The organism is Sphingobacterium sp. UBA7625 (assembly GCF_002484085.1).
GTDB lineage: Bacteria > Bacteroidota > Bacteroidia > Sphingobacteriales > Sphingobacteriaceae > Sphingobacterium > Sphingobacterium athyrii.
The window spans coordinates 442,092-464,129 of record NZ_DLJD01000051.1; the positions used below are offsets into that span (position 1 = coordinate 442,092).

18 protein-coding genes and 1 pseudogene are annotated in these 22,038 nt (G+C 41.0%); 2 read left to right on the plus strand and 17 right to left on the minus strand.

Features of this window, described 5'->3' with window-relative positions; translation table 11 throughout:
* Positions 1-142: 142 nt before the first annotated feature.
* From ilvA to B4G94_RS22050, 17 genes and pseudogenes are all read right to left on the minus strand, one after another.
* Positions 143-1,390: a threonine ammonia-lyase IlvA gene (gene ilvA / locus B4G94_RS21970; RefSeq protein ID WP_286861978.1), complete on the minus strand. Its 1,248-nt coding sequence runs from the start codon at positions 1,388-1,390 to the stop codon at positions 143-145.
* Positions 1,391-1,456: 66 nt separating this feature from the next.
* Positions 1,457-2,620, minus strand: a complete 1,164-nt coding sequence (locus tag B4G94_RS21975; protein WP_104383780.1) for a 2-isopropylmalate synthase — start codon at positions 2,618-2,620, stop codon at positions 1,457-1,459.
* Between the two features lie 117 nt (positions 2,621-2,737).
* Positions 2,738-3,811 carry a 3-isopropylmalate dehydrogenase gene (gene leuB, locus B4G94_RS21980; RefSeq protein ID WP_108634869.1) on the minus strand — a complete coding sequence of 358 codons (1,074 nt, stop codon included), beginning with the start codon at positions 3,809-3,811 and terminating at the stop codon, positions 2,738-2,740.
* A gap of 138 nt (positions 3,812-3,949) precedes the next feature.
* Positions 3,950-5,428, minus strand: a complete 1,479-nt coding sequence (locus tag B4G94_RS21985; RefSeq protein WP_286861980.1) for an ATP-binding cassette domain-containing protein — start codon at positions 5,426-5,428, stop codon at positions 3,950-3,952.
* The gene (gene leuD / locus B4G94_RS21990; protein WP_108634871.1) at positions 5,422-6,012 is read right to left on the minus strand and encodes a 3-isopropylmalate dehydratase small subunit; all 591 of its coding nucleotides are present in this window, start codon (positions 6,010-6,012) and stop codon (positions 5,422-5,424) included. Before leuD ends, B4G94_RS21985 begins: the two co-directional genes overlap by 7 nt.
* A 40-nt stretch (positions 6,013-6,052) precedes the next feature.
* Complete coding sequence (locus B4G94_RS21995; protein WP_286861982.1) at positions 6,053-6,580, minus strand: PEGA domain-containing protein; 528 nt, start codon at positions 6,578-6,580, stop codon at positions 6,053-6,055.
* A 31-nt stretch (positions 6,581-6,611) separates the two neighbouring features.
* Positions 6,612-7,950, minus strand: a pseudogene (gene leuC / locus B4G94_RS22000) (3-isopropylmalate dehydratase large subunit).
* A gap of 177 nt (positions 7,951-8,127) precedes the next feature.
* Positions 8,128-9,609 carry a ketol-acid reductoisomerase gene (gene ilvC, locus B4G94_RS22005; protein ID WP_108634873.1) on the minus strand — a complete coding sequence of 494 codons (1,482 nt, stop codon included), beginning with the start codon at positions 9,607-9,609 and terminating at the stop codon, positions 8,128-8,130.
* Positions 9,610-9,725: 116 nt separating this feature from the next.
* Positions 9,726-10,187 (minus strand): DinB family protein, encoded by a 462-nt coding sequence (locus tag B4G94_RS22010; protein WP_286861984.1) that lies wholly within the window; start codon positions 10,185-10,187, stop codon positions 9,726-9,728.
* Positions 10,188-10,191: 4 nt separating this feature from the next.
* Entirely contained in the window at positions 10,192-10,782 is a 591-nt protein-coding gene (gene ilvN / locus B4G94_RS22015; RefSeq protein ID WP_108634875.1) for an acetolactate synthase small subunit, read from the minus strand.
* Positions 10,783-10,791: 9 nt separating this feature from the next.
* Complete coding sequence (gene ilvB, locus B4G94_RS22020) at positions 10,792-12,534, minus strand: biosynthetic-type acetolactate synthase large subunit (protein ID WP_108634876.1); 1,743 nt, start codon at positions 12,532-12,534, stop codon at positions 10,792-10,794.
* Between the two features lie 131 nt (positions 12,535-12,665).
* Positions 12,666-14,366 (minus strand): dihydroxy-acid dehydratase, encoded by a 1,701-nt coding sequence (gene ilvD / locus B4G94_RS22025; RefSeq protein ID WP_286861986.1) that lies wholly within the window; start codon positions 14,364-14,366, stop codon positions 12,666-12,668.
* Entirely contained in the window at positions 14,350-15,240 is an 891-nt protein-coding gene (locus B4G94_RS22030) for a branched-chain amino acid transaminase (protein WP_286861987.1), read from the minus strand. The genes ilvD and B4G94_RS22030 overlap by 17 nt, the downstream gene beginning before the upstream one ends.
* A 394-nt stretch (positions 15,241-15,634) precedes the next feature.
* On the minus strand, positions 15,635-15,883 hold the full coding sequence (gene atpC / locus B4G94_RS22035; RefSeq protein ID WP_028071934.1) for an ATP synthase F1 subunit epsilon: 249 nt from the start codon (positions 15,881-15,883) through the stop codon (positions 15,635-15,637).
* Between the two features lie 21 nt (positions 15,884-15,904).
* Positions 15,905-17,407, minus strand: coding sequence for a F0F1 ATP synthase subunit beta (atpD, locus tag B4G94_RS22040; RefSeq protein ID WP_108634878.1), 1,503 nt, complete (start codon positions 17,405-17,407; stop codon positions 15,905-15,907).
* Between the two features lie 364 nt (positions 17,408-17,771).
* Positions 17,772-18,422, minus strand: coding sequence for a hypothetical protein (locus B4G94_RS22045; protein ID WP_108634879.1), 651 nt, complete (start codon positions 18,420-18,422; stop codon positions 17,772-17,774).
* A gap of 149 nt (positions 18,423-18,571) precedes the next feature.
* A complete protein-coding gene (locus B4G94_RS22050) occupies positions 18,572-19,276 on the minus strand; it encodes an NUDIX hydrolase (RefSeq protein ID WP_108634880.1) in 705 nt (234 codons plus the stop codon).
* A 322-nt stretch (positions 19,277-19,598) separates the two neighbouring features.
* Here B4G94_RS22050 and B4G94_RS22055 point away from each other — a divergent pair, with 322 nt between their 5' ends.
* Both B4G94_RS22055 and B4G94_RS22060 read left to right on the plus strand, forming a co-directional pair.
* Positions 19,599-21,287: a ribulokinase gene (locus B4G94_RS22055; protein ID WP_286861988.1), complete on the plus strand. Its 1,689-nt coding sequence runs from the start codon at positions 19,599-19,601 to the stop codon at positions 21,285-21,287.
* Between the two features lie 16 nt (positions 21,288-21,303).
* Entirely contained in the window at positions 21,304-21,996 is a 693-nt protein-coding gene (locus B4G94_RS22060) for an L-ribulose-5-phosphate 4-epimerase (protein ID WP_108634882.1), read from the plus strand.
* Positions 21,997-22,038: the final 42 nt, after the last annotated feature.

The window sequence follows — 22,038 nt, forward strand, 5'->3', positions numbered from 1 at the left end:
AATATAAGATTTTTATGTGATGAAAATTTTCTGTTTTTTTAGAACTTGACGAAATCGTGACTGGGAGGCATCAGGCTATATGAATTATAAAATGAGCGTGTATAAAAATAAAAGCCAGCGTTTTAATCACTGGCTTTTATTTTTATACCAAATATTCGAACAATGTTTGGTCTTTGTTGATTTCAATGACATCAAACTTATACTCTTTCATTCTTGCGATCAGTGTTTCGTAATCTTCAGGTTTGTTGAGCTCAATGCCAACTAAGGCCGGACCTCTTTCCCGTTCTGTTTTTTTGATAAACTCAAAACGGGTAATATCATCTTTCGGGCCCAACACTTCAGAAACGAAGAGTTTTAATGCGCCCGGGCGCTGTGGGAAACGGACAATAAAATAATGTTTGTAGCCTTCATAAAGTAACGAGAGTTCTTTGATCTCGCTCATGCGGTCGATATCATTGTTTCCGCCCGATATAATGCAAACGACCTTCTTACCTTTTATTTCTTCCTTGTGAAATTCCAAAGCTGCGACAGAAAGTGCACCTGCTGGTTCGACCACGATGGCGTCTTTATTATATAGTTCCAAGATGCAAGTACAGATTTTTCCCTCTGGAATGGAGCGTGTATCATCTAGCAATTGTTTGGCAATCTCAAATGTGGTCGCGCCAATTTTCTTTACAGCTGCGCCATCAACAAATTTGTTAATGTGTTCCAATTCAATCGGTGCTCCGTTTTCCAGTGCGGCCTGCATGGACGGTGCTCCTTCCGGTTCGACTCCATAACACTTGATTGCTTTATTTTTGCTTTTCAGGTAGTAACTTGCTCCTGCCGCAAGTCCGCCACCACCGATCGGAATAAAGATGGCATCCATATCAGGAAGATCCTGTAAAGCTTCGACGGCCACGGTGCCTTGTCCTTCCACAACCTTGAGATCATCAAATGGAGGAATAAAGGTCATGCCATGCTCTTCCGTGTAAGCCAGTGCCGCTTTTTGGCAATCGTCAAACGTATCTCCGGTCAATACAATTTCAACATTGCCATTGCCCCACATTTCAGTTTGGGAGATTTTCTGGCGCGGTGTTGGACCGGGCATAAAGATAACCCCTTTAATGTCCAGTTTTTTGCATGAAAAGGCGACACCCTGAGCATGATTACCAGCACTCGCACAGACGACGCCCCGTTGGCGTTCTTCCGCTGTCAGGGAAATAATCTTGTTGTAGGCACCACGCAGTTTATAGGAACGGACGACCTGTAAATCTTCCCGTTTGAGATAGACTTCTGCGCCATATTTTTCAGATAAATGGCGGTTATATTGTAAAGGCGTACGATTGACCACCGATTTGATGCGCTCAAGCGTAGCTTCTGAGTTGATGTTTAGGGTTGATAGATCCATTTTTTTAATAGGGTGATTAAGGTTGTCTTTTGATAAAAAAAGGCTGCAGATGCAGCCTTCCATTTTCTATATCTTTTCTTGGATGAGGCTTTTTAAGTCATCATCACAAATATTTTTCTTTGCGTCGGCCAACACCAAAAAGCGTTGATAGCAATCTGCCAGATCATCTTTTTCAAGATGGAAACCAAGGCGCTCCAAATGGTGTTTAAGTGCATGTCTTCCTGAACGGGCCGTCAAGATGATATCTGCTTCATCAAGGCCTACATCTTCAGGTCTGATGATTTCGTAATTTTCGCGGTGCTTTAAGAAGCCATCTTGATGGATGCCTGAACTATGGGCAAAGGCATTCCGGCCAACAATCGCTTTATTGGGTTGCACGGGCATGTTCATCATATCGCTCACTTTACGGGATAGATAGGTAAACATACGGCTATCGATATTCGAAGTTAGGCTTCCGAAAGCTTGGTTATGCACTTTAAGAATCATCGCAACTTCTTCCAATGAGGTATTACCGGCACGTTCGCCGATACCATTGATGGTACATTCTACCTGACGGGCACCGTTTTGTATCGCGGCGATGGAGTTGGCCGTAGCAAGCCCCAGATCATTGTGACAGTGTGCAGAAATAATGGCTTGATCGATATTACGTACATTTTCCTTAAGATACTTGATTTTTGAACCATATTGGTCCGGTAAACAGTACCCGTTGGTATCGGGAATATTGACAACTGTTGCACCGGCAGCAATAACTGATTCAATCATTTTAGCCAAAAACTCCAAGTCAGCACGACCGGCATCCTCAGCGTAAAACTCGACATCTTCCACATAAGATTTAGCATGTTTTACAGCTGCAACGGCACGTTCTAAAATTTCTTCTCTTGTACTGTTGAATTTATATTTGATGTGCATGTCCGAAGAACCAATTCCGGTATGAATACGTGGACGTTTGGCATATTTCAATGCTTCCGCAGCTACGTCGATATCGTTTTGATTGGCACGGGTCAATGCACATATAATAACATCATTCACCGCCTTGGACAACTCTACGACAGATTGGAAATCTCCGGGACTGGAAACAGGAAAACCAGCTTCGATAATATCAACACCCAGTTTTTCTAAGTCCTTTGCGATCTCAATTTTCTCTGGAGTAGTTAATTGGCATCCCGGTACCTGTTCGCCATCACGCAATGTGGTGTCGAAGATGTAAAGATGATTAGGATCGTGTAACATAATTTCTTAATTCAAAAGATTTATAACTAAAGAAGTATGGGGCAAAGAGTGTGAGTGCATCGACTTTTTTTGATTTGTTGCACCAAAATCTCATTACTCCATACGTATATCTCATTACTATTTAATAAACTCCAATACTTTCTCGCCCATTTCCTGGGTACCCAAGACTTTAGAAGCTTCTGTATTGGCATTCGCAATATCACCGGTTCTCCAGCCTGCTTTGAGCGTTTGGGCAACCGCATTAGTAACTGCTTTTGCTTCTTCCTGTAGACCGAAGCTGATGTCGAGCATTAAAGCAGCGGATAAAATTGAAGCAAGCGGATTCGCTTTATTCTGGCCAGCAATATCATGTGCCGAGCCATGGATAGGCTCGAAGAAACCTGTGCCATCGCCAACAGAAGCTGAGGCCAACATACCCATTGAACCCGCAATCTGAGATGCTTCATCAGTCAAAATATCACCAAAAAGATTCGCCGTTAATACCACGTCAAATTTCTTTGGATTTTTGACCAATTGCATTGCTGCATTGTCAATAAACATGTGTTCAGTTTCAACATCTGGATATTCTTTTGCAATTTCTTGTACCACCTCTCTCCATAAGCGGGAAGTTTCCAATACATTAGCTTTATCGACCGAGCATAATCTTTTGTTACGCGTACGGGCGGCATCATAAGCTTTACGTGCGATACGCTCTACTTCATAACGGTGATAGTTCATCAAATCCGAAGCGAAGGTATTGTCCTCATTACGGTTTTTCTCACCGAAATACACATCACCCGTCAACTCACGGAAAAAAAGAATATCTGTTCCTTGGAGAATTTCAGGTTTTAAACTTGATGCATCCAATAGTTCATCAAATAGAAGGATAGGACGCAGATTGGCATATAACCCCAATTCTTTCCGGATTTTCAACAAACCCTGTTCCGGTCTAACCTTGGCTGAAGGATCATTATCGTACTTGATATGTCCGATCGCGCCAAAAAGGATGGCATCTGATGCTTTGGCTTTTGCTAACGTCTCGTCAGGAAGCGGATTGCCGGTAGCTTCAATAGCCGTATGGCCCATGATTGCTTCATCAAAACTGAATTCATGACCATAATTTTCACCGATCTTTTCTAAAACTTTTTTACCCCATGTGGTTACTTCTTGGCCGATGCCGTCTCCAGGTATGATTAAAATATTTTTTTTCATTGTTTTTATTCGTATTGAGATATGAGTCTTGAGATGCTATTTTTATAAAATTTGAATATCCATCCGCTCATGTCCATTGTCTAATATCTGTTATCTTTCGTCTAAATATCTATTGTCAATTGTCGTTTTCCACAATTTTTATGTTGATAAAGTCTCTTTTTTGTGGATAACTCGTTCTACGGACTTAATTTCACCCTTTTCCAGTACCATCCTGTTGTCTATACAGGTCGGTAATTGGGATTGGAAATGACCGACATAAATAAGGGTCTGGCCATTCTTGCTCAGGTCATCAATCACATCATTAAAATATTGTGATTGTTCCTTATCCAATCCTTGGCAAGGTTCATCTAATATAAGCAATTCAGGATGTTTTACAATGGTGCGCGCCAGCAATGCCAATCGCTGTTGGCCTAAAGGTAAAGATCCTAATGTTTTATGTTTCACGTCTTTGAGGTCAAAAAAAAGGAGTACCTGATCAAGCTTCTGCTGTTGTTCATAGCCCAATTTTTGATACAGGCTCATTGAATCGAAGAATCCCGAAGCAATGGTCTGTCCTACATTGGCATTCATATCGTAGTACCAATGTAATTCGGGAGAAATAATGCCCAGGTGCGCTTTGATTTCCCATATACTTTCTCCTGATCCTCTCTTTTTACCAAAAAGATGAATGTCATTTGCGTAAGCTTGGGGGTGATCACCGTTGATCAGACTTAATAAAGTCGATTTTCCCGATCCATTATGTCCTTGCAGCAGCCATTTTTCTCCTGCTTTTACTTCCCAATCAATGTTTTTCAAGACCTGCTTTTCACCGTATGAAATGTTGATCTGCCGCATCTTGACCATCGTTGGGTCGGAGATTTTGGGTGACTGCAGTAAGAAATAGGGTAATTCCTTGCGTTTCCGTGGTATGCCCCGTGAAATTTCTCCGCTATGTTGACGGAGAACAATTTTTCCATTCTGGATTTCGGCAAAACGATTAATACAATCCGGTTGTTCGTCATCATTGCTGATCAGTAGGAGGGATACGCCCTTGTCCGCAAGCTGATCGAAGATCTGGTTCAGGTCTTTTCGGGATTGTACATCAAGTCCGGTATAAGGCTGGTCGATAACCAAGACCTGCGGCTGAAGCCAAAGGGCTTTGACCAATTGTAAGCGTTTATGTTCGCCGCTGGAAAGTTCGATCAATTGTTGGTCTTTGAAATTTTCAAATCCAAAGATGATAAGGTAAGGTGCCACATCTTCGAAGGCCAGCTGTTCTTCCTTCGCAAAATGTTTCAATTCAGCAAAAACCGTTAAGGTATCGTTTTTTGCAAACTTGTTATAGCGTTGTTGGTAATAGAAGTTGCGATCACCTTCAAGATTGGTAAACTGAAACCAATTGGATACGTAATGCACAACTGGAGGAAGGGAACTATTGTTATCCAGATGAAAAGATATGGTGCCCTCATATTTTAATTGCCCTGCAATTGCTTTTGCAAGCGTTGTTTTTCCTGTGCCACTGGGACCACCTAAGATCCACTGTTCTCCAGGAAAAATTTGCCAATTCAAATCTTGCAGTACGGAATCTTTACCGTGCTGAATCGTTAAATTGGCAATATGGACGACTGGGTCTACCATTTTTTTGTTGTTTCAAATGATTCAATTAAATCTTTTTGATTAAGGATAAAATCGATGTCATCGTATCCATTGATCAAGCATGATTTTTTGTATGGATTGATTTCAAATTCAAATTGATCACCGGTCTCGGTTAACATAACCGTTTGTTTTTCGAGATCAACGATAATTTGGGTATTTGGGTTTTGGTGGACCAATTCGAAGATTTTCTCTAAAAATTCTTCGGGAACCTGAATAGGCAATACGCCATTATTAAGCGCGTTACCTTTAAATATATCCGCAAAAAACGAACTGATAACGACATCAAAACCATAGTCCTGGATTGCCCAGGCTGCGTGTTCACGACTGGAACCGCAACCGAAGTTTTTGCCGGCAACCAATATTTTCCCTGAATAGATTGGATTGTTCAATACGAAATCTGCTTTTGGCTGATTATCGCTATCAAAGCGCCAGTCGCGGAATAAATTATTGCCAAATCCTTCACGTGTGGTCGCTTTTAGAAAACGCGCTGGTATGATCTGATCGGTATCAATATTTTCGATTGGTAGTGGAACTACCTGTGAAGTTAAAGTTTCAAATTTTTTCATTTTTTTCAAAGTCAAAATAAAAAACCAGAAGCTTGAAATACTAGCCCTCTGATTTTTTATCTGTTTTATTTTCTGTCGAACTGTAGTTGTTCAAAACCTTTTCTCGTTGTTGTTCGTACTCCTCTTTGGTAATGAGCTTTTCATCATACATCTTTTTTAGCTCTTGTAATTTTGCTGCTGTTGATGTATCCACTGTTGCCTCCTTTTTTGCTCCTGCGCCTAAAGGGATAAGTTCGTAGGTATGTTGGTCTTTATATTTCATTGTCCATAGAAATGGAACCAAGACAAAAATACCACCTATAATAGCGCCAACATCGGCTTTTTCATTTCGTGAGAAACTTGTGGAAAAAGGCTCATACCCCTCTTTTTCTATTTTGATGTCAGTCGTACTACCGACAATTTTGGTGTCTTTATACGAATACGGTGTTGTACCGGCATATTCCCCCTGAATATAGACTTTGGCACCAATTGGATTGGATTGAATCAACGTTTTGCTCGCACAACTGGCAAAAAGTGTCGCCCCGGCTAAGATGATAGATGTGATCTTAATATTACTATTACTTTTCATTTTTTAGATTGATATACGATATGCTTTATTTTTAGATCAATTCTCTTACATCCGTTACTTTCCCGGTTACTGCTGCTGCTGCTGCTGTCAGTGGAGATACCAGCATGGTGCGTGCATTAGGCCCCTGACGTCCTTCGAAGTTTCTATTTGAAGTTGAAACGCAATATTTACCCGCAGGAATTTTGTCTTCGTTCATGCCTAAACATGCGGAACATCCCGGTTCGCGTAATTGGAATCCCGCGGCTTCAAATATTTTATCCAGGCCTTCTTCTTTGGCTTGTTTTTCTACCTGTTTTGATCCGGGAACAATCCATACTTCGACGTCCTGTGCCTTTTGTTTTCCTTTAACGAATGAGGCGACCTCACGTAAATCTTCGATACGGGAGTTGGTACAGCTTCCGATGAAAACGTAATCCACGCGGTTACCTAAGACCGTGGAATCATCTTTAAAGCCCATGTAGTCCAGTGCTTTTTGATAGGATGGTCTTTCTGATTCCGGTTGTGCATTAGTTGCCGGGATGTGTTCGGCGATACCCATACCCATGCCCGGGTTTGTACCATAGGTAATCATAGGAGCGATGTCAGCTGCGTCAAATGACAATACTTTATCAAAGATCGCATCTTCGTCTGAATATAATGTTTTCCAATACGCTAAAGCTTGGTCCCATTCTTCTCCTTTTGGTGCGAATTCGCGGCCTTCTACATAATCAAATGTGATTTGATCCGGTGCAATAAGCCCGCCGCGTGCCCCCATTTCGATACTCATATTACAGATGGTCATACGCGCTTCCATGCTCAAAGAGCGGATGGCTGAACCAGCATATTCGATAAAATATCCTGTACCACCTGCGGCAGAAATCTTGGCGATAATATAGAGGATAATATCTTTTGCGCCAACTCCCTTTTGTAAAGTACCATTGACTTCAATTTTCATGGTTTTAGGCTTGGACTGCAATAAACATTGTGTCGCAAAGACCTGTTCAACCTGAGAGGTTCCGATACCAAAAGCAATAGCTCCAAAGGCTCCATGCGTTGATGTATGGCTATCCCCACAGACCATTGTTTTACCCGGTAGTGTGATACCCAACTCAGGACCGATCACGTGTACGATTCCTTGGTAAGGATGTCCCAAACCATATAATTCAATGCCAAATTCAGCACAATTTTTGGTCAGCATATCAACTTGATATCGCGATAGCTCTTCTTTGATCGGCAAATGTTGGTTGAGTGTCGGTACGTTATGGTCGGCAGTTGCTACCGTTTGCTTTGGACGAAAAACTGGGATTCCTCTTTTNNATAATATCCGGAAACCCTTCTTCACGCTTGACGACGTGAGCATCCCAAATCTTTTCTACTAATGTTTTTGACATTTTTTAATCTCTCTTATGTTATTTTTATTTTAATCAGGGTGATATTGTAAATGTCTCAATATCACCCTGATTTCAATAGACTAAATTACGAAATATTCATGATTTTGGCGCATATCTGTAGATTGAATTCACCCGGACATGCTATGCTTAAAAAAAACAAATAATTCGTATAAATATTTAAACGGTTTTGATTGCTTTCATTGCAGTCATCGCCTTACGCAATTTACGTCCAACGATTTCCACAGGATGGTCACGCAAAATTTCATTGATAACAACCAACTGTGCGTTATCAACAGCAGCATCTTTACCTTCATTAAAGTTTTTACCTACTAGATCGGTATCAACAGTTTTCATGAAATCAGCCAATAAAGGTTTACAAGCCTGATCAAATAGGTAACAACCATATTCCGCTGTATCAGAAATAACACGGTTCATTTCGAACAATTTCTTACGGGCGATTGTGTTGGCAATCAATGGGGTTTCGTGCAATGATTCGTAGTAAGCTGATTCCGGTTTGATACCTGCTTCAACCATTGTTTCGAAAGCCAATTCAACGCCTGCGCGGATGAAAGCAACCATTAGGGTATAGTTATCGAAATACTCTTGCTCGTTGATTTTAACATCGCCAGCAGGTGTTTTCTCAAATGCAGTCTCACCTGTTTCAGCTCTCCATTTCAATAAGTTGGCATCACCGTTTGCCCAATCTTCCATCATGGTCTTGCTAAAGTGACCGGACATGATATCGTCTTGGTGTTTTTGGAATAATGGACGCATGATATCTTTTAATTCTTCGGAGATCTCAAAAGCTTTCACTTTTGCAGGGTTGCTCAAACGATCCATCATACCGCTTACACCACCATGTTTTAATGCTTCAGTGATCACTTCTACACCGTATTGTACTAATTTGGATGCATAACCGGCCTCAATTCCTTTTTCGATCATTTTGTCGAAAGACAAGATCGAACCTGTTTGTAACAAACCACAAAGGATTGTTTGCTCACCCATTAAATCTGATTTTACCTCGGCTACAAATGAAGATTTCAATACACCGGCTTTGTGGCCACCTGTTCCTACACAGTATGCTTTTGCTTCAGCCCAACCTTTTCCTTGTGGATCATTCTCTGGGTGAACAGCGATCAAAGTAGGGACACCGAAACCACGAAGGTATTCTGCGCGAACTTCAGAACCCGGACATTTTGGAGCAACCATGATAACGGTGATATCTTTACGGATTTGCATACCTTCTTCAACAATGTTGAAACCGTGTGAATAAGATAATGTTGCACCTTCTTTCATCAAAGGCATGACCGCGTTGATCACTGAAGTATGTTGTTTATCAGGAGTCAAGTTAATGACCAAATCTGCTGTTGGGATTAATTCTTCGTAAGTTCCTACGTTAAAATTGTTGTCCGTAGCATTTTTCCAAGAATCTCTTTTTTGTTCAATAGCTTCTTTACGTAAAGCATAAGAAACGTCCAGTCCGCTATCTCTTAAGTTTAAACCTTGGTTCAAGCCTTGTGCACCGCATCCTACGATTACGATTTTTTTACCTTTTAAAGCATTTACTCCATCCGTGAATTCGGTGTTGTCCATGAATTCAGCGTGACTTAATTGTTCTAACTGCTCTCTAAGCGGTAAGGTGTTGAAATAATTTGCCATTGTTTTGATTTAGTATTGAGTAATGAGATATGAGAATTGAGATTTTGGTTTTTCTAGCTTATGGCTTACCAGCTTTCTTTCTTCTCTTTTTATTTTTTAATTTCTATTTTTTTAATTTATAAACATCTGCGTTGTGCCAAAGCATAACCATAATGAACATTATCATGTCCTGAGGTCAAAGCGATAACATCTTCGACCGTATCCATTGGATAACCATAGGTTGCTGTTGAAAACGAGGTAATCGATCCAAAAAGGCCATTTTCATAGTCTTTGGCGATCTGTTCAATGCTTTGGATAGCGATTGCCTTTAGTTCATCAATCTCAGCCTGCTCGACAAAACGTGTGGGCTTGGTATCTTTTTTATAATCTTCATTGTATTTTACCCAAGCGGTATCCGTTTTGATACCGGTACGAACATAGACCAAAGTCTGTGTACTTACAACGATATGTCCAAAATTCCAGATAATATTGTTGTTAAATCCAGCAGGGATTTTGTTGAGTTGTTCTATGGAAAGGCTATCCACCAATTCAATGAATTTTTGGCGGGCCTGTAAGATAAATTTAAATGTTTCTTGCATCTGATTACATGGTAAATACATCATCCCGTTTGTCGAGATATTCATTTTCAACGATTTCTATCGACGGTTCCTGTGCTTCAAACTGCACCAATTTGGAGTGGAAGCCAGCACTATCTTTAATGATGGCAATACGGGCGCCACGTACAAATTCAATTAACCCGTATTTTGTCAATTCCTCGGTGAGCTTATCAATTTCTTCACGGTGACCTGCGGTTTCGAACACGATGTAATCGTTGCGGATCACAACCACATTGGCTCCATATTGACGTAGTAAACGCTCAACATATACTTTTTCATTGACAACGTCTGCAGGTACTTTATATAAGGCCTGTTCTTGCCAGATCACTTCGTCATTTGTATTATAATAGGCTTTAAGGATATCTATCTGCTTTTCCAACTGACGACAAAGCTTGCGCAACACATCTTCCGCTTCTGTAATGACAATGGTGAAACGATGTATACCTTCTACTTCAGAAGGCGATGTGTTTAAACTTTCGATATTGATTTTTCTTCTTGAAAAAATCGTTGAGATCCTTCCGATAAGGCCGATAGAATTCTCTGTGTATAGGGTAATGGTATATTCTTGTTTTTCCATTTTGACTTTTTACTTTAATCGAATCTCCGATACGGATGTTCCTTGTGCAACCATCGGGAATACATTGTTTTCCTTTCCTACCATAACTTCCAATAGATAAGCACCATCGTGGTCAAGCATGGTCTGAAGGGCATTGCGGAGATCTTTCCGTTCCGAAATTTTCTGTCCATCGATATAATAACCTTTGGCAACTGCAACAAAGTCAGGACTGGTGATATTCACAAATGAATAGCGTTTGTCATGGAACAGTTGCTGCCATTGACGTACCATACCCAAGAACTCGTTGTTCAAGATCATGATTTTCACCTTCGCGCCAAATTGCATGATAGTTCCCAGTTCCTGAATGGTCATCTGGATACCACCGTCACCGATGATGGCTACGACAGTTTTCTCAGGGGCGCCATACCAGGCACCAATCGCTGCAGGAAGGCCAAAGCCCATGGTTCCCAATCCGCCTGATGTTACGTTTGATTTGCTCTTGTTAAATTTTGCATAGCGACATGTGACCATCTGATGTTGACCAACGTCTGTGGTTATGATTGCATCTCCACCGGTTAATTCATTCAACACATTGATCACCTCGCCCATGGTCATGATATCCGTTTTTGGATGCAATTCATCTGTGATGACTTCTTTGATTTCCTCTTTTTCGAGTTCACGGAATTGAGCCAACCAAGCGGAATGATCCACGGCTTTAACCAGTTCAGTCAACATTGGAAGAGATTCTTTGCAGTCTCCCCACACGGGAACGGTTGTTTGTACATTTTTATCAATCTCGGCCGGGTCGATATCCAGATGGATCACTTTTGCCTGCTTGGCATATTTGTCCAATCGGCCAGTGACGCGGTCATCGAAACGCATACCGATAGCAATTAAAACATCACATTCGTTGGTCATGACGTTTGGTGCATAGTTACCGTGCATCCCCAACATACCGACATGAAGTTTGTGGTCTGTAGGAAGCGCGCTCAATCCCATGACAGTAGCGGCGGAAGGAATGCCTGTTTTTTCGATAAAAGCTTTGAACTCTTCTTCTGCCTTTCCTAGGATAATCCCCTGGCCAAAAAGTACAAATGGTTTTTTTGCATTATTGATCAACTCAGCAGCTTGTTCGATATACTCCTTACGAACCTGCGGAGCAGGTCTATAACTACGCACATGATTGCATTTTTCGTAACCGAAGTAATCGAACAGTTGAATTTGTGCATTCTTGGTGATATCGATCAATACGGGGCCCGGACGCCCGGTGCTGGCAATATAAAATGCTTTAGCGAGTGCGGCTGGAATTTCAGTAGCGTCAGTGACTTGATAGTTCCACTTGGTGACCGGTGCGGTGATATTGATGACATCCGTTTCCTGAAATGCATCCGTTCCCAATAGTGAAGCAAATACCTGGCCTGTAATACAGACGATCGGGTTACTGTCGATCATGGCATCTGCCAGTCCGGTAACCAGGTTTGTTGCTCCGGGACCACTCGTCGCGAAGACGACACCTGTACGACCGGAAGTTCTTGCATAACCTTGGGCCGCATGGATTCCTCCTTGCTCATGGCGCACCAAGATATGTTTCAAACGATCCGTATAATCATAAAGGGCATCATAAATGGGCATGATCGCGCCACCCGGATAGCCAAATACGGTATCAACTCCTTCGCTCAATAAGGCCTCCATAACAGCTTTCGATCCCGAAATTTGTGTCGGAGTTTCCTGCTTGGCAGCAGCCTTATTTTCTGTTATTTCCAGTGTACTCATTACGTTGATTTTTTAGTTTTGTTGATTATTCAGTCTTTTTTAGTCTTTAGATATTAGATCTGGAGACATTAGATCGAAGAGTCTGTTTGTTTAAATCTCCAGCACCAAGTGTCTCCATTTTTTTTGATTTTCTACAGGTCAGTTACACAACCTTCTGAAGCGTCGGCTACGGTCTTAGCGTATTTGTATAACACGCCTTTACTGACTTTCAAAGCCGGTTGTACCCATGCTGCACGACGTTGTGCAATCTCCTCATCGGAAAGCTTCACATTGATCGTATTGTTGACAGCATCAATCTCGATGATATCGTCATCATGCACTAAGCCAATTAACCCGCCTTTGTAAGATTCAGGTGTAATGTGGCCTACAACGAAACCGTGTGTACCGCCAGAGAAACGCCCATCTGTAATGAGTGCCACTGATTTACCTAAGCCGGCACCGATAATTAATGAGGTCGGTTTGAGCATTTCCGGCATACCTGGAGCACCTACTGGGCCTTCATTTTTAATAACCACAACATCTCCGGGCTTAATTCTGCCTGAGGCAATTCCTGCTACTAAGTCATGTTCGCCATCGAATACACGTGCGGGACCCGTGAATTTTTCGCCTTCTTTGCCTGAAATCTTTGCTACGGAACCTTTTTCAGCCAGATTTCCGTAAAGTATCTGTAAGTGTCCTGTTGCTTTGATTGGGTTGCTCAATGGTTTGATAATAGGCTGATCATATTCCATAATGGATTTGACATCCGCTAAGTTTTCAGCAACAGTTTTTCCGGTTACAGTGATACAATCACCATGTAATAAACCTTCGTCCAAAAGGTATTTCATCACAGCGGGAGTTCCACCATATTGTTGAAGATCTTGCATCAAGTATTTGCCAGAAGGTTTAAAGTCTGCCAATACAGGTGTTTCGTCACTCATGCGCTGGAAGTCATCTTGTGAGATGTCAACGCCTACAGCCTTACCGATCGCAATAAAGTGAAGCACGGCATTGGTACTACCTCCTAAGATCACGATGGTACGTAATGCATTTTCGAATGCTTTGCGCGTCATGATATCGGAAGGTTTGATATCTTTTTCAAGTAGGGTGCGGATATGTTTACCAGCTTCTAGACATTCATTTTTCTTTTCAGCTGAGATTGCTGGATTAGAGGAAGAGTACGGTAAGCTCATTCCCAATGCCTCAATTGCTGAAGCCATCGTATTTGCTGTATACATGCCGCCACAAGCACCGGCGCCAGGGCAGGTATGTTTGATAATACCTTCGTAATCTTCATCGGAGAGATTGCCGCAGATACGTTGTCCTAAGGCTTCAAAAGCAGAAACGATATTGAGTTCCTCTCCTTTGTAATGTCCGGGTGCAATTGTACCACCATAGACCATGAGCGAGGGGCGATCCAAACGTGCCATCGCCATGATGGCGCCGGGCATATTTTTATCACATCCGGGAATAGAGATTAGGCCGTCGTAATATTGACCGCCACAGATCGTTTCAATGCTATCAGCGATTACATCACGGCTTACCAAGGAGTAACGCATACCATCCGTACCGTTGCTCATGCCGTCACTGACACCAATGGTACCAAAGGTCAGACCCACTAAGTCATTGTTCCAAACACCTTTTTTGACGATCTGTGCCAAATCATTGAGGTGCATATTACACGTATTACCATCGTATCCCATGCTGGCAATACCGACCTGTGCCTTGTCCATATCGGCATCTGTCAGGCCGATACCGTAAAGCATTGCTTTAGCAGCAGGTTGCGTTTCGTCTTGTGTAAATGTACGGCTGTATTTGTTCATTGCATTTTCGCCGTTAGATGATGACTTCATAATTTTCGTTCTCTAATACTAAATTTTTATATCTTCTTTGGATCGACGCACCTATGCTGTGTTCCCACTCTTCTTGATAGATGACATCGTCGACTTGTTTGATTCCGATAATTTCAGCAGCTGTACCGCATAAGAATGCACTATCAGCTGTATAGATATCTTCTACTGTCAATTGTTTTTCAATGACTTCGAAATTCAGTTTTTTACAGATGTTTTTAACGGTCTGCCGTGTAATGCCGGGAAAAATGTTTTTCGCTGGCGGTGTATAAATTTTGAAATCTTTCTCAATAAAAATATTCTCGCTGGAAGCTTGGGCAACGAAGCCTTCATGATCAAGCATAAGTGCCTCATCAAAACCCCTGTTGATGGCTTCTGTCGTCGCTAGAATAGAGTTTACATATTGACCTGATATTTTCGAGTCCGTTTTAAAAGATTTTGGATTAGGTCTTTTAATATCAGAGATGCATACACGTAACAGATTTTGACCAAGATAAGGTCCCCATTCCCAGGCAGCAATCATCAGATTAGCCTCCGTGGAAGAAGTCAGGTGCATATTCGAGCCGGTGAGTACCAATGGACGGATGTAGGCCTCCCGTAAGTTGTTGATGGCCAAAAGCTCATAACATTTATCAATTAGCTCCCTGTTACTCCATCGATAAGGGATATTCACCGCTTCGCAGGATTTCTTCAATCGGTCAAAATGTTTGTCCGCTTTAAAGATGCGCGGACCATTGTGGGTGTTGTACGCGCGTAAACCATCGAATACAGCGTAGCCATAGTGAAGCGATTGTGCAAAGGGATTCAATGCAGCCTCGGAGGCTTTTACAAAGGCTCCATCCAAATAAATCAATGTGTTCTTGTCGTAGTATTTCATAACCCAAAATTTACCTATATAAATAATTTCCCTTTTTGGTTTTTGCTGGTAAATCATGCTATCTCAGGCCGCTGTAAAAACCTTCGATTTTCATTTCCTCAAGGTAGCAGGAATTACAATAATTGGCAATAGGTAAAGTGCTAATTTTCTATTTAGAATAAAATTTTAAAATTTTATATTTTAAAAAATTTTAAACTGCATTTTAAGCTATTGATCGGTTTTTAATTTTGTTAGTCGTATACCGTATTTAAAATTGGTCTACCTGGTCAAAAAATTATTTTTTGTTACAAAGGGCAAATTTCTTCCTAAAATGAAGAAATTGTCAAAAAAACTTTTAAAAAAAAGCTTCCGATATTTCTATCGGAAGCTCTTCAATATTTTAAAATCAATTGATTTAATCTCCGATAATTCCTTCAGCAAGCACGGTAATGACATTGTCTTTTGCTTCCACAACACCACCTTTAATGAACACTTCTTGTCCACCTTTACCTTGTTGAATAATTACTTTTCCATCTTCCAAAGTAGAAACAATTGCTGCGTGGTCTTTCAAAATTTGAAAAGAGCCCGCAGAGCCAGGGACCGTAACAGATGTTACTTCGCCTTCGTATACTAATTTGTCGGGAGTGATAATTGTTAATTTCATTATTCTTAGATATAATCTAAATTAAACTGCTTCTGCTAATAATTTCTTACCTTTTTCAATAGCATCATCAATGTTACCTACCAAGTTGAAGGCAGCTTCTGGATATTCATCAACCTCACCATCAATGATCATGTTAAATCCTTTGATGGTATCTTTGATGTCTACCAATACACCTTTTAAACCTGTAAATTGTTCTGCTACGTGGAAAGGTTGTGATAAGAAACGTTGTACACGACGTGCACGGTGAACGGTCAGCTTATCTTCTTCGGATAACTCGTCCATACCTAAGATGGCGATGATATCTTGCAATTCTTTGTAACGTTGAAGAATTTCTTTCACACGTTGTGCAGTATCGTAATGTTCAGCACCTAAAACAGCAGGAGAAAGGATACGTGATGTAGAATCCAATGGATCCACAGCAGGATAGATACCTAACTCAGCAATTTTACGGGACAATACTGTAGTTGCATCCAAGTGAGCAAATGTCGTCGCAGGAGCAGGGTCAGTTAAGTCATCGGCAGGTACATATACCGCTTGTACTGAAGTAATAGATCCGTTTTTAGTTGAAGTGATACGCTCTTGCATTAAACCCATTTCTGTAGCTAATGTCGGTTGGTAACCTACAGCTGAAGGCATACGGCCTAACAACGCGGATACTTCAGAACCTGCTTGTGTAAAACGGAAGATGTTATCGATAAAGAATAGGACGTCACGACCTTGACCTTCGCCATCACCATCACGGAAATATTCCGCAACAGTCAAACCTGACAAAGCAACACGTGCACGTGCACCGGGAGGCTCATTCATCTGACCGAATACGAAAGTACATTTAGAGTCTTTCATTAATTCATGGTCAACAGTATCCAAAGGCCATTCACCTTTCTCCATGCCTTCCATAAAATGCTCGCCGTATTTGATGATACCAGATTCCAACATCTCACGCAATAAGTCATTACCTTCACGTGTACGTTCACCTACACCGGCAAATACGGAAAGACCACCGTGACCTTTAGCGATGTTGTTGATTAATTCTTGGATTAATACAGTTTTACCTACACCGGCACCACCGAATAAACCAATTTTACCACCTTTAGCATATGGCTCTAAAAGGTCAATAACTTTGATACCAGTAAAAAGTACTTCGGATTCAGTGGATAGATCTTCGAATTTAGGAGGGACGTTGTGGATAGGACGACCATTCTCTTTACTCAAATTTTGGATACCATCAATGGCATCACCAACTACATTGAATACACGACCTTTGATTTCTTCACCAACAGGCATTTTGATAGGAGCACCAGTATCGACAACTTCCATTCCGCGAACCAAACCTTCAGTTGCGTCCATGGCAATTGTACGTACACGATCCTGACCTAAGTGTTGTTGAACTTCCAATACAACACGTTGTCCATTTTCTTTTTGAATGTACAATGCATCGTAAATTTTAGGTAGATTTTCACTGTCGGCGAAGTTGACGTCAACAACTGGGCCGATAATCTGCGCTATTTTACCAATCTTGGGCATATTATAGGGACTAAATATTTATTAATCAATTTTATATAAGAGACATAAAAGGCCTCTTTTTTGGTCAGCAAAAATAAGGTTATTCGTTTTTAAAAACAAATAGAATTTGTAATTAAATTATATTTTCATTAATGTAGGTCAAAATGTTATCTCTTGTAATTCTGTGAGTTTCGACTCTTGTTGTTGCAAATATACTATTTCGGCGTATTGGCGACACTATTTTTTTGAATTGCTGCTCCTTTCCGACGTTCGTACGATGAGGCTCAGCGTGTATATAAATGTGATCGACCTGAAGCGGGGTCTTCATGAGGAGCCGCTTCAGGTCGATGAGAATTCTGTATAATATCGTCTTATGAAGACCTGACTAGATCTTTTTATTTAATTCATCTTGCAATTGACGTTTCAGCAATTGTTCTTTTTCCATGGCTTTTTTACGGAATGTCGCAAATTCCTCTTGTGATTGTTCTGCTGTCTTTTGAAATTCTACTGTATCGACTTTCGCTTTTCTATAGGAAATTAAAAAGATGAAAGTCGCTACAGCCAAGACGGCAATGATGGTCCAGACGACCGTACTGTATAAGCTCTTGGATGTATTGATACCCAAGAATGAAAAGCTATCTGTCTTTTGTTGCTCCTGTGCGAGTTGATCCTTTAATGTCTGAATAGAATCTTGCAAATTTTTGGTGTTTGATGAATAATTGCTGGATGAGGATTTTAGGGAATTGATTTCCTTATGCAGCTTTGCAACAGTATCAACAACATTTCTTTTGACGATATCAAGGTTGGTTTTGCGCACCATCTTGAAGTCATAATTGTTTTTCGATATATAATTTAAGTGATCAAATTGATTTGCCAAGCTGCCTTTTTTTAGTCCATCCGGGCTGTATTTGTAAGCGTTATTGGCCTGCTGGGTGGCGGTAACCGGCGCTGCTGCAGGAGTTTGAGCCTGTAATAAAGTGTACGATGAAATAAATAAAATCGTAAAGAATACAAATGCTAATCTCAATTTGCTCATGTTGTCTATCGTTATTATAATAAGTTTAATCAGAATATTCCAGCTGCAAAGCTAGCATATGCCTGTGATAAATATAAGGAATTATTGAAAAAACGAAAATTGAAAGTGAAATATATTCCGATTATAGTCTATCCTTTTGGTAGGTATCTTTATGTTTCGAGGCCCCAGCTAGGCAGATAACGGAGAAATGACATAATTTTCTCTTTATAGATTGCTGTATTTAGCTTAAAATAATATGCCCCTTTTTTGGAATTTTCTTTGTCTTTTTCCTGTAGTTTGATGATTAAGCCCGATGAGAGTAGTTTCCGACTAAAGTTACGCTTGTCAAGCTCGATATTATAGACACCTTCATATAAGGCTGCGATTTGCGGAATCGTGAATTTTTCCGGTAGCAGTTCGAACAGAATAGGATATAGCGCTGCTTTCATACGTAGGCGGTGTTGTGCCGATGATATCATTTGTTCGTGATCGAATATCAGTGTAGGATGCTGTTGTAATGGAAACCATTTTGCTTCGTAATCGTCGCTTAAGATATGCTTATATTGTTGGGTGTCGATCAATGCAAAATAGCAGATACTTATCACTCGGTCATTGGGTTCGCGCTTGGGCTCGCCGAAGACACTGCATTGCTCCATATAGACATTTTCGAGACCTGTTAATTTTTTCAACACCCGGCTGGCAGATTCTTCTGGACTTTCGTTGGGTTGAACAAAACCACCCATCAAACTCCATTTATTTCTTTCAGGTTCAAAATCACGCTTGATCAACAATACTTCTAGGGATTCCCCATTGAAGCCAAATATAATACAGTCTACAGCTAAAAGAATCCCTGAATCTTTTTTATAATATTCCATTGTCTATTGTTTTTTATCTCTTTTTTGACTTCCTCCCGTTTTCATGATCAAAACTATAAAGTGACTAGCTAAAAATAAGTACAATACTTGGTCGGTAACTGATTGAAAAATGTTTCAATATAACATATACAGGCATTTGGGCTCATCATGATTAACGGGATGAAGTTAATTCATTTTTTTAAATATGAAAATTTTCTTTCAAATTCAAAAAAATAAATGTTTATTTGACACTAATTATTTTTGAATGCTTATCTTCGATTGAGGGCACTGAAAAAAAATAATGCTAGAAACAATTATAAGTTATAAACCAAATTCAGCAAAAATGAATGAATCATATGTCATCGGGATAGATTACGGAAGCGATTCTGTCCGTTCTGTATTGGTCGATGCGATTAATGGAGAAGAAATATCATCTTCAGTATTTTATTATCCACGATGGAAAAGAGGGGAATACTGCGATGCTGCATCGAGTCAGTTTAGACAACATCCCTTAGATTACATCGAAGGTCTGGAGGCGACAGTAAGGGATTGTTTACAAAAATCGGGAATAGCGAATATTGGACAGGCCGTAAGAGCAATTTCGGTAGATACCACGGGTTCAACCCCCATTGCTGTCAATGAGCAAGGGGTTCCTTTGGCTTTGCTGGATGAATTTAAGGATAATCCCAATGCGATGTTTGTCCTGTGGAAGGATCATACCGCCGTTAAGGAAGCCAAGGAAATCAATGATTACAACGAAACAAGTGCGGTTGATTATTTGAAATACGTTGGTGGTGTTTATTCTTCGGAATGGTTTTGGGCTAAGTTACTTCATATTTTTAGAGTTGACGAGCAAGTTCGTAAAGCGACATTTAGCTGGGTTGAACATTGTGATTATATTCCTTTCTTATTGACGGGAGGCACGCATGCATCTGCGATTAAGCGAGGTGTATGTTCTGCCGGCCATAAGTCGCTTTGGGCGGAAGCATTCGGTGGCCTGCCTCCAAATGCTTTCTTCACGGATATTGACCCGCTATTGGATGGTGTTGTGGATCGTTTATTTTCAGAAACTTATACGGCAGATAAACCTGCCGGGAATCTCTCAGCCGAATGGGCCGAACGTTTGGGGCTTTCGACATCGGTAATAGTTGGTATCGGTGCCTTTGATTGTCACATGGGGGCTGTAGGTGGACAGATCGAACCTTATTATCTCAGTAAAGTCATGGGTACATCGACTTGTGATATGCTTGTTGCACCAAAAGAAGAGGTTCAGGATACACTTGTGAAGGGAATCTGCGGTCAGGTGGATGGTTCGATCATTCCCGGAATGATCGGTATGGAAGCTGGGCAATCCGCCTTTGGCGATGCTTATGCTTGGTTAAAACAGGTCTTGTTATGGCCTGCTAAACAGGCGTTACAAGATGTAGAGGGTCTGAATGATGTCGTTCGTGAGCAAGTTGTGAATGGTTTGGAAGAGAAGTTGCTGGTCAGTTTGAGTAAAAAGGCTGCGGAGTTGTCAGTAACCGCAACTTCGGAGTTGGCGATAGATTGGTTGAATGGTCGAAGAACACCCGACGCGGATCAATCATTGAAAGGTGCAATTACAGGATTGCATTTAGGAACCGATGCGCCACGGATATTTAGAGCTATTGTTGAAGCAACCTGTTTCGGCGCAAAAGCCATTGCGGATCGTTTTGTTGATCAGGGAATTCCTGTTAAAGGACTGATCGGTCTCGGTGGCGTTGCCAAAAAATCCCCTTTTATTATGCAGATGATGGCTAATGTCATGAACATGCCAATTCGTATACATAAGAGTGAGCAGACTTGTGCTATTGGTGCGGCCATGTTCGCGGCGACTGCAGCGGGGCTGTATGACCGTGTTGAGGATGCCATGAAAACCATGGGGCAAGGTTTCGAATGTACCTATGTACCCGAAGAGAAGTGGGTGCCAATCTATGCTGAACGTTATGAACGCTACAAGGCACTCGGAGCTTTCATGGAAGGGAAAGAATCGTTAGCCATTACTGTTTAATCGTTGAATATTTATTATGTATAATTCAATTAAAGAAGAAGCATACCGTTGCAATATGCAACTGCCCCAATTGGGCCTTGTACTTTTCACATTTGGAAATGTCAGTGTTGTGGATCGGAAGCATGAAGTTTTTGCCATTAAACCTAGTGGGGTACCTTATGAGGAGCTTTCTCCTGAGCAAATGGTCATTGTTGATTTTGACGGTAATGTGGTTGAAGGTGATCTTAGACCTTCATCGGATACAAAAACGCATGCTGTTTTATATAAACACTGGAAAGAAATTGGCGGTATTACACATACGCATTCAACTTATGCAACAGCATGGGCACAAAGTCAACGCGATATTCCGATTTTCGGAACGACACATGCCGATCATTTAACGACAGATATTCCCTGTGCTCCGCCAATGAGTGATGAGATGATCGCCGGAAACTACGAGCATGAAACAGGTTTTCAGATTATCAATCACTTTACCGAAAATAAGCTTGATTATAAAGAAGTGGAAATGATTCTAGTTGGCAACCATGCGCCTTTTGCCTGGGGTAAAAATGGAATGAAGTCTGTTTACAATAGCGCGGTATTGGAACAAGTTGCCAAGATGGCTTTGTTGACAGAACAGATCAACCCCAATGCGCCGAGGTTAAAGTCCGCTTTAATCAAAAAACATTATGAACGGAAACATGGAACCAATGCCTACTATGGTCAATAATTCGCGATAATAAAAAAACAATAGCAAAAAACTACTATTTAA

What these genes read in the sequence shown, in the direction of transcription:
- B4G94_RS21975 (WP_104383780.1), bottom strand. Translation starts at nt 2,620, where the DNA reads ATGTTACACGATCCTAATCATCTTTACATCTTCGACACCACATTGCGT.
- B4G94_RS22055 (WP_286861988.1), top strand. Translation starts at nt 19,599, where the DNA reads ATGAATGAATCATATGTCATCGGGATAGATTACGGAAGCGATTCTGTC.
- B4G94_RS22045 (WP_108634879.1), bottom strand. Translation starts at nt 18,422, where the DNA reads ATGAGCAAATTGAGATTAGCATTTGTATTCTTTACGATTTTATTTATT.
- ilvD (WP_286861986.1), bottom strand. Translation starts at nt 14,366, where the DNA reads ATGAAGTCATCATCTAACGGCGAAAATGCAATGAACAAATACAGCCGT.
- atpD (WP_108634878.1), bottom strand. Translation starts at nt 17,407, where the DNA reads ATGCCCAAGATTGGTAAAATAGCGCAGATTATCGGCCCAGTTGTTGAC.
- ilvC (WP_108634873.1), bottom strand. Translation starts at nt 9,609, where the DNA reads ATGGCAAATTATTTCAACACCTTACCGCTTAGAGAGCAGTTAGAACAA.
- ilvA (WP_286861978.1), bottom strand. Translation starts at nt 1,390, where the DNA reads ATGGATCTATCAACCCTAAACATCAACTCAGAAGCTACGCTTGAGCGC.
- B4G94_RS22060 (WP_108634882.1), top strand. Translation starts at nt 21,304, where the DNA reads ATGTATAATTCAATTAAAGAAGAAGCATACCGTTGCAATATGCAACTG.
- B4G94_RS21995 (WP_286861982.1), bottom strand. Translation starts at nt 6,580, where the DNA reads ATGAAAAGTAATAGTAATATTAAGATCACATCTATCATCTTAGCCGGG.
- B4G94_RS22050 (WP_108634880.1), bottom strand. Translation starts at nt 19,276, where the DNA reads ATGGAATATTATAAAAAAGATTCAGGGATTCTTTTAGCTGTAGACTGT.
- ilvB (WP_108634876.1), bottom strand. Translation starts at nt 12,534, where the DNA reads ATGAGTACACTGGAAATAACAGAAAATAAGGCTGCTGCCAAGCAGGAA.
- B4G94_RS22030 (WP_286861987.1), bottom strand. Translation starts at nt 15,240, where the DNA reads ATGAAATACTACGACAAGAACACATTGATTTATTTGGATGGAGCCTTT.
- leuB (WP_108634869.1), bottom strand. Translation starts at nt 3,811, where the DNA reads ATGAAAAAAAATATTTTAATCATACCTGGAGACGGCATCGGCCAAGAA.
- B4G94_RS22010 (WP_286861984.1), bottom strand. Translation starts at nt 10,187, where the DNA reads ATGCAAGAAACATTTAAATTTATCTTACAGGCCCGCCAAAAATTCATT.
- B4G94_RS21985 (WP_286861980.1), bottom strand. Translation starts at nt 5,428, where the DNA reads ATGGTAGACCCAGTCGTCCATATTGCCAATTTAACGATTCAGCACGGT.
- atpC (WP_028071934.1), bottom strand. Translation starts at nt 15,883, where the DNA reads ATGAAATTAACAATTATCACTCCCGACAAATTAGTATACGAAGGCGAA.
- ilvN (WP_108634875.1), bottom strand. Translation starts at nt 10,782, where the DNA reads ATGGAAAAACAAGAATATACCATTACCCTATACACAGAGAATTCTATC.
- leuD (WP_108634871.1), bottom strand. Translation starts at nt 6,012, where the DNA reads ATGAAAAAATTTGAAACTTTAACTTCACAGGTAGTTCCACTACCAATC.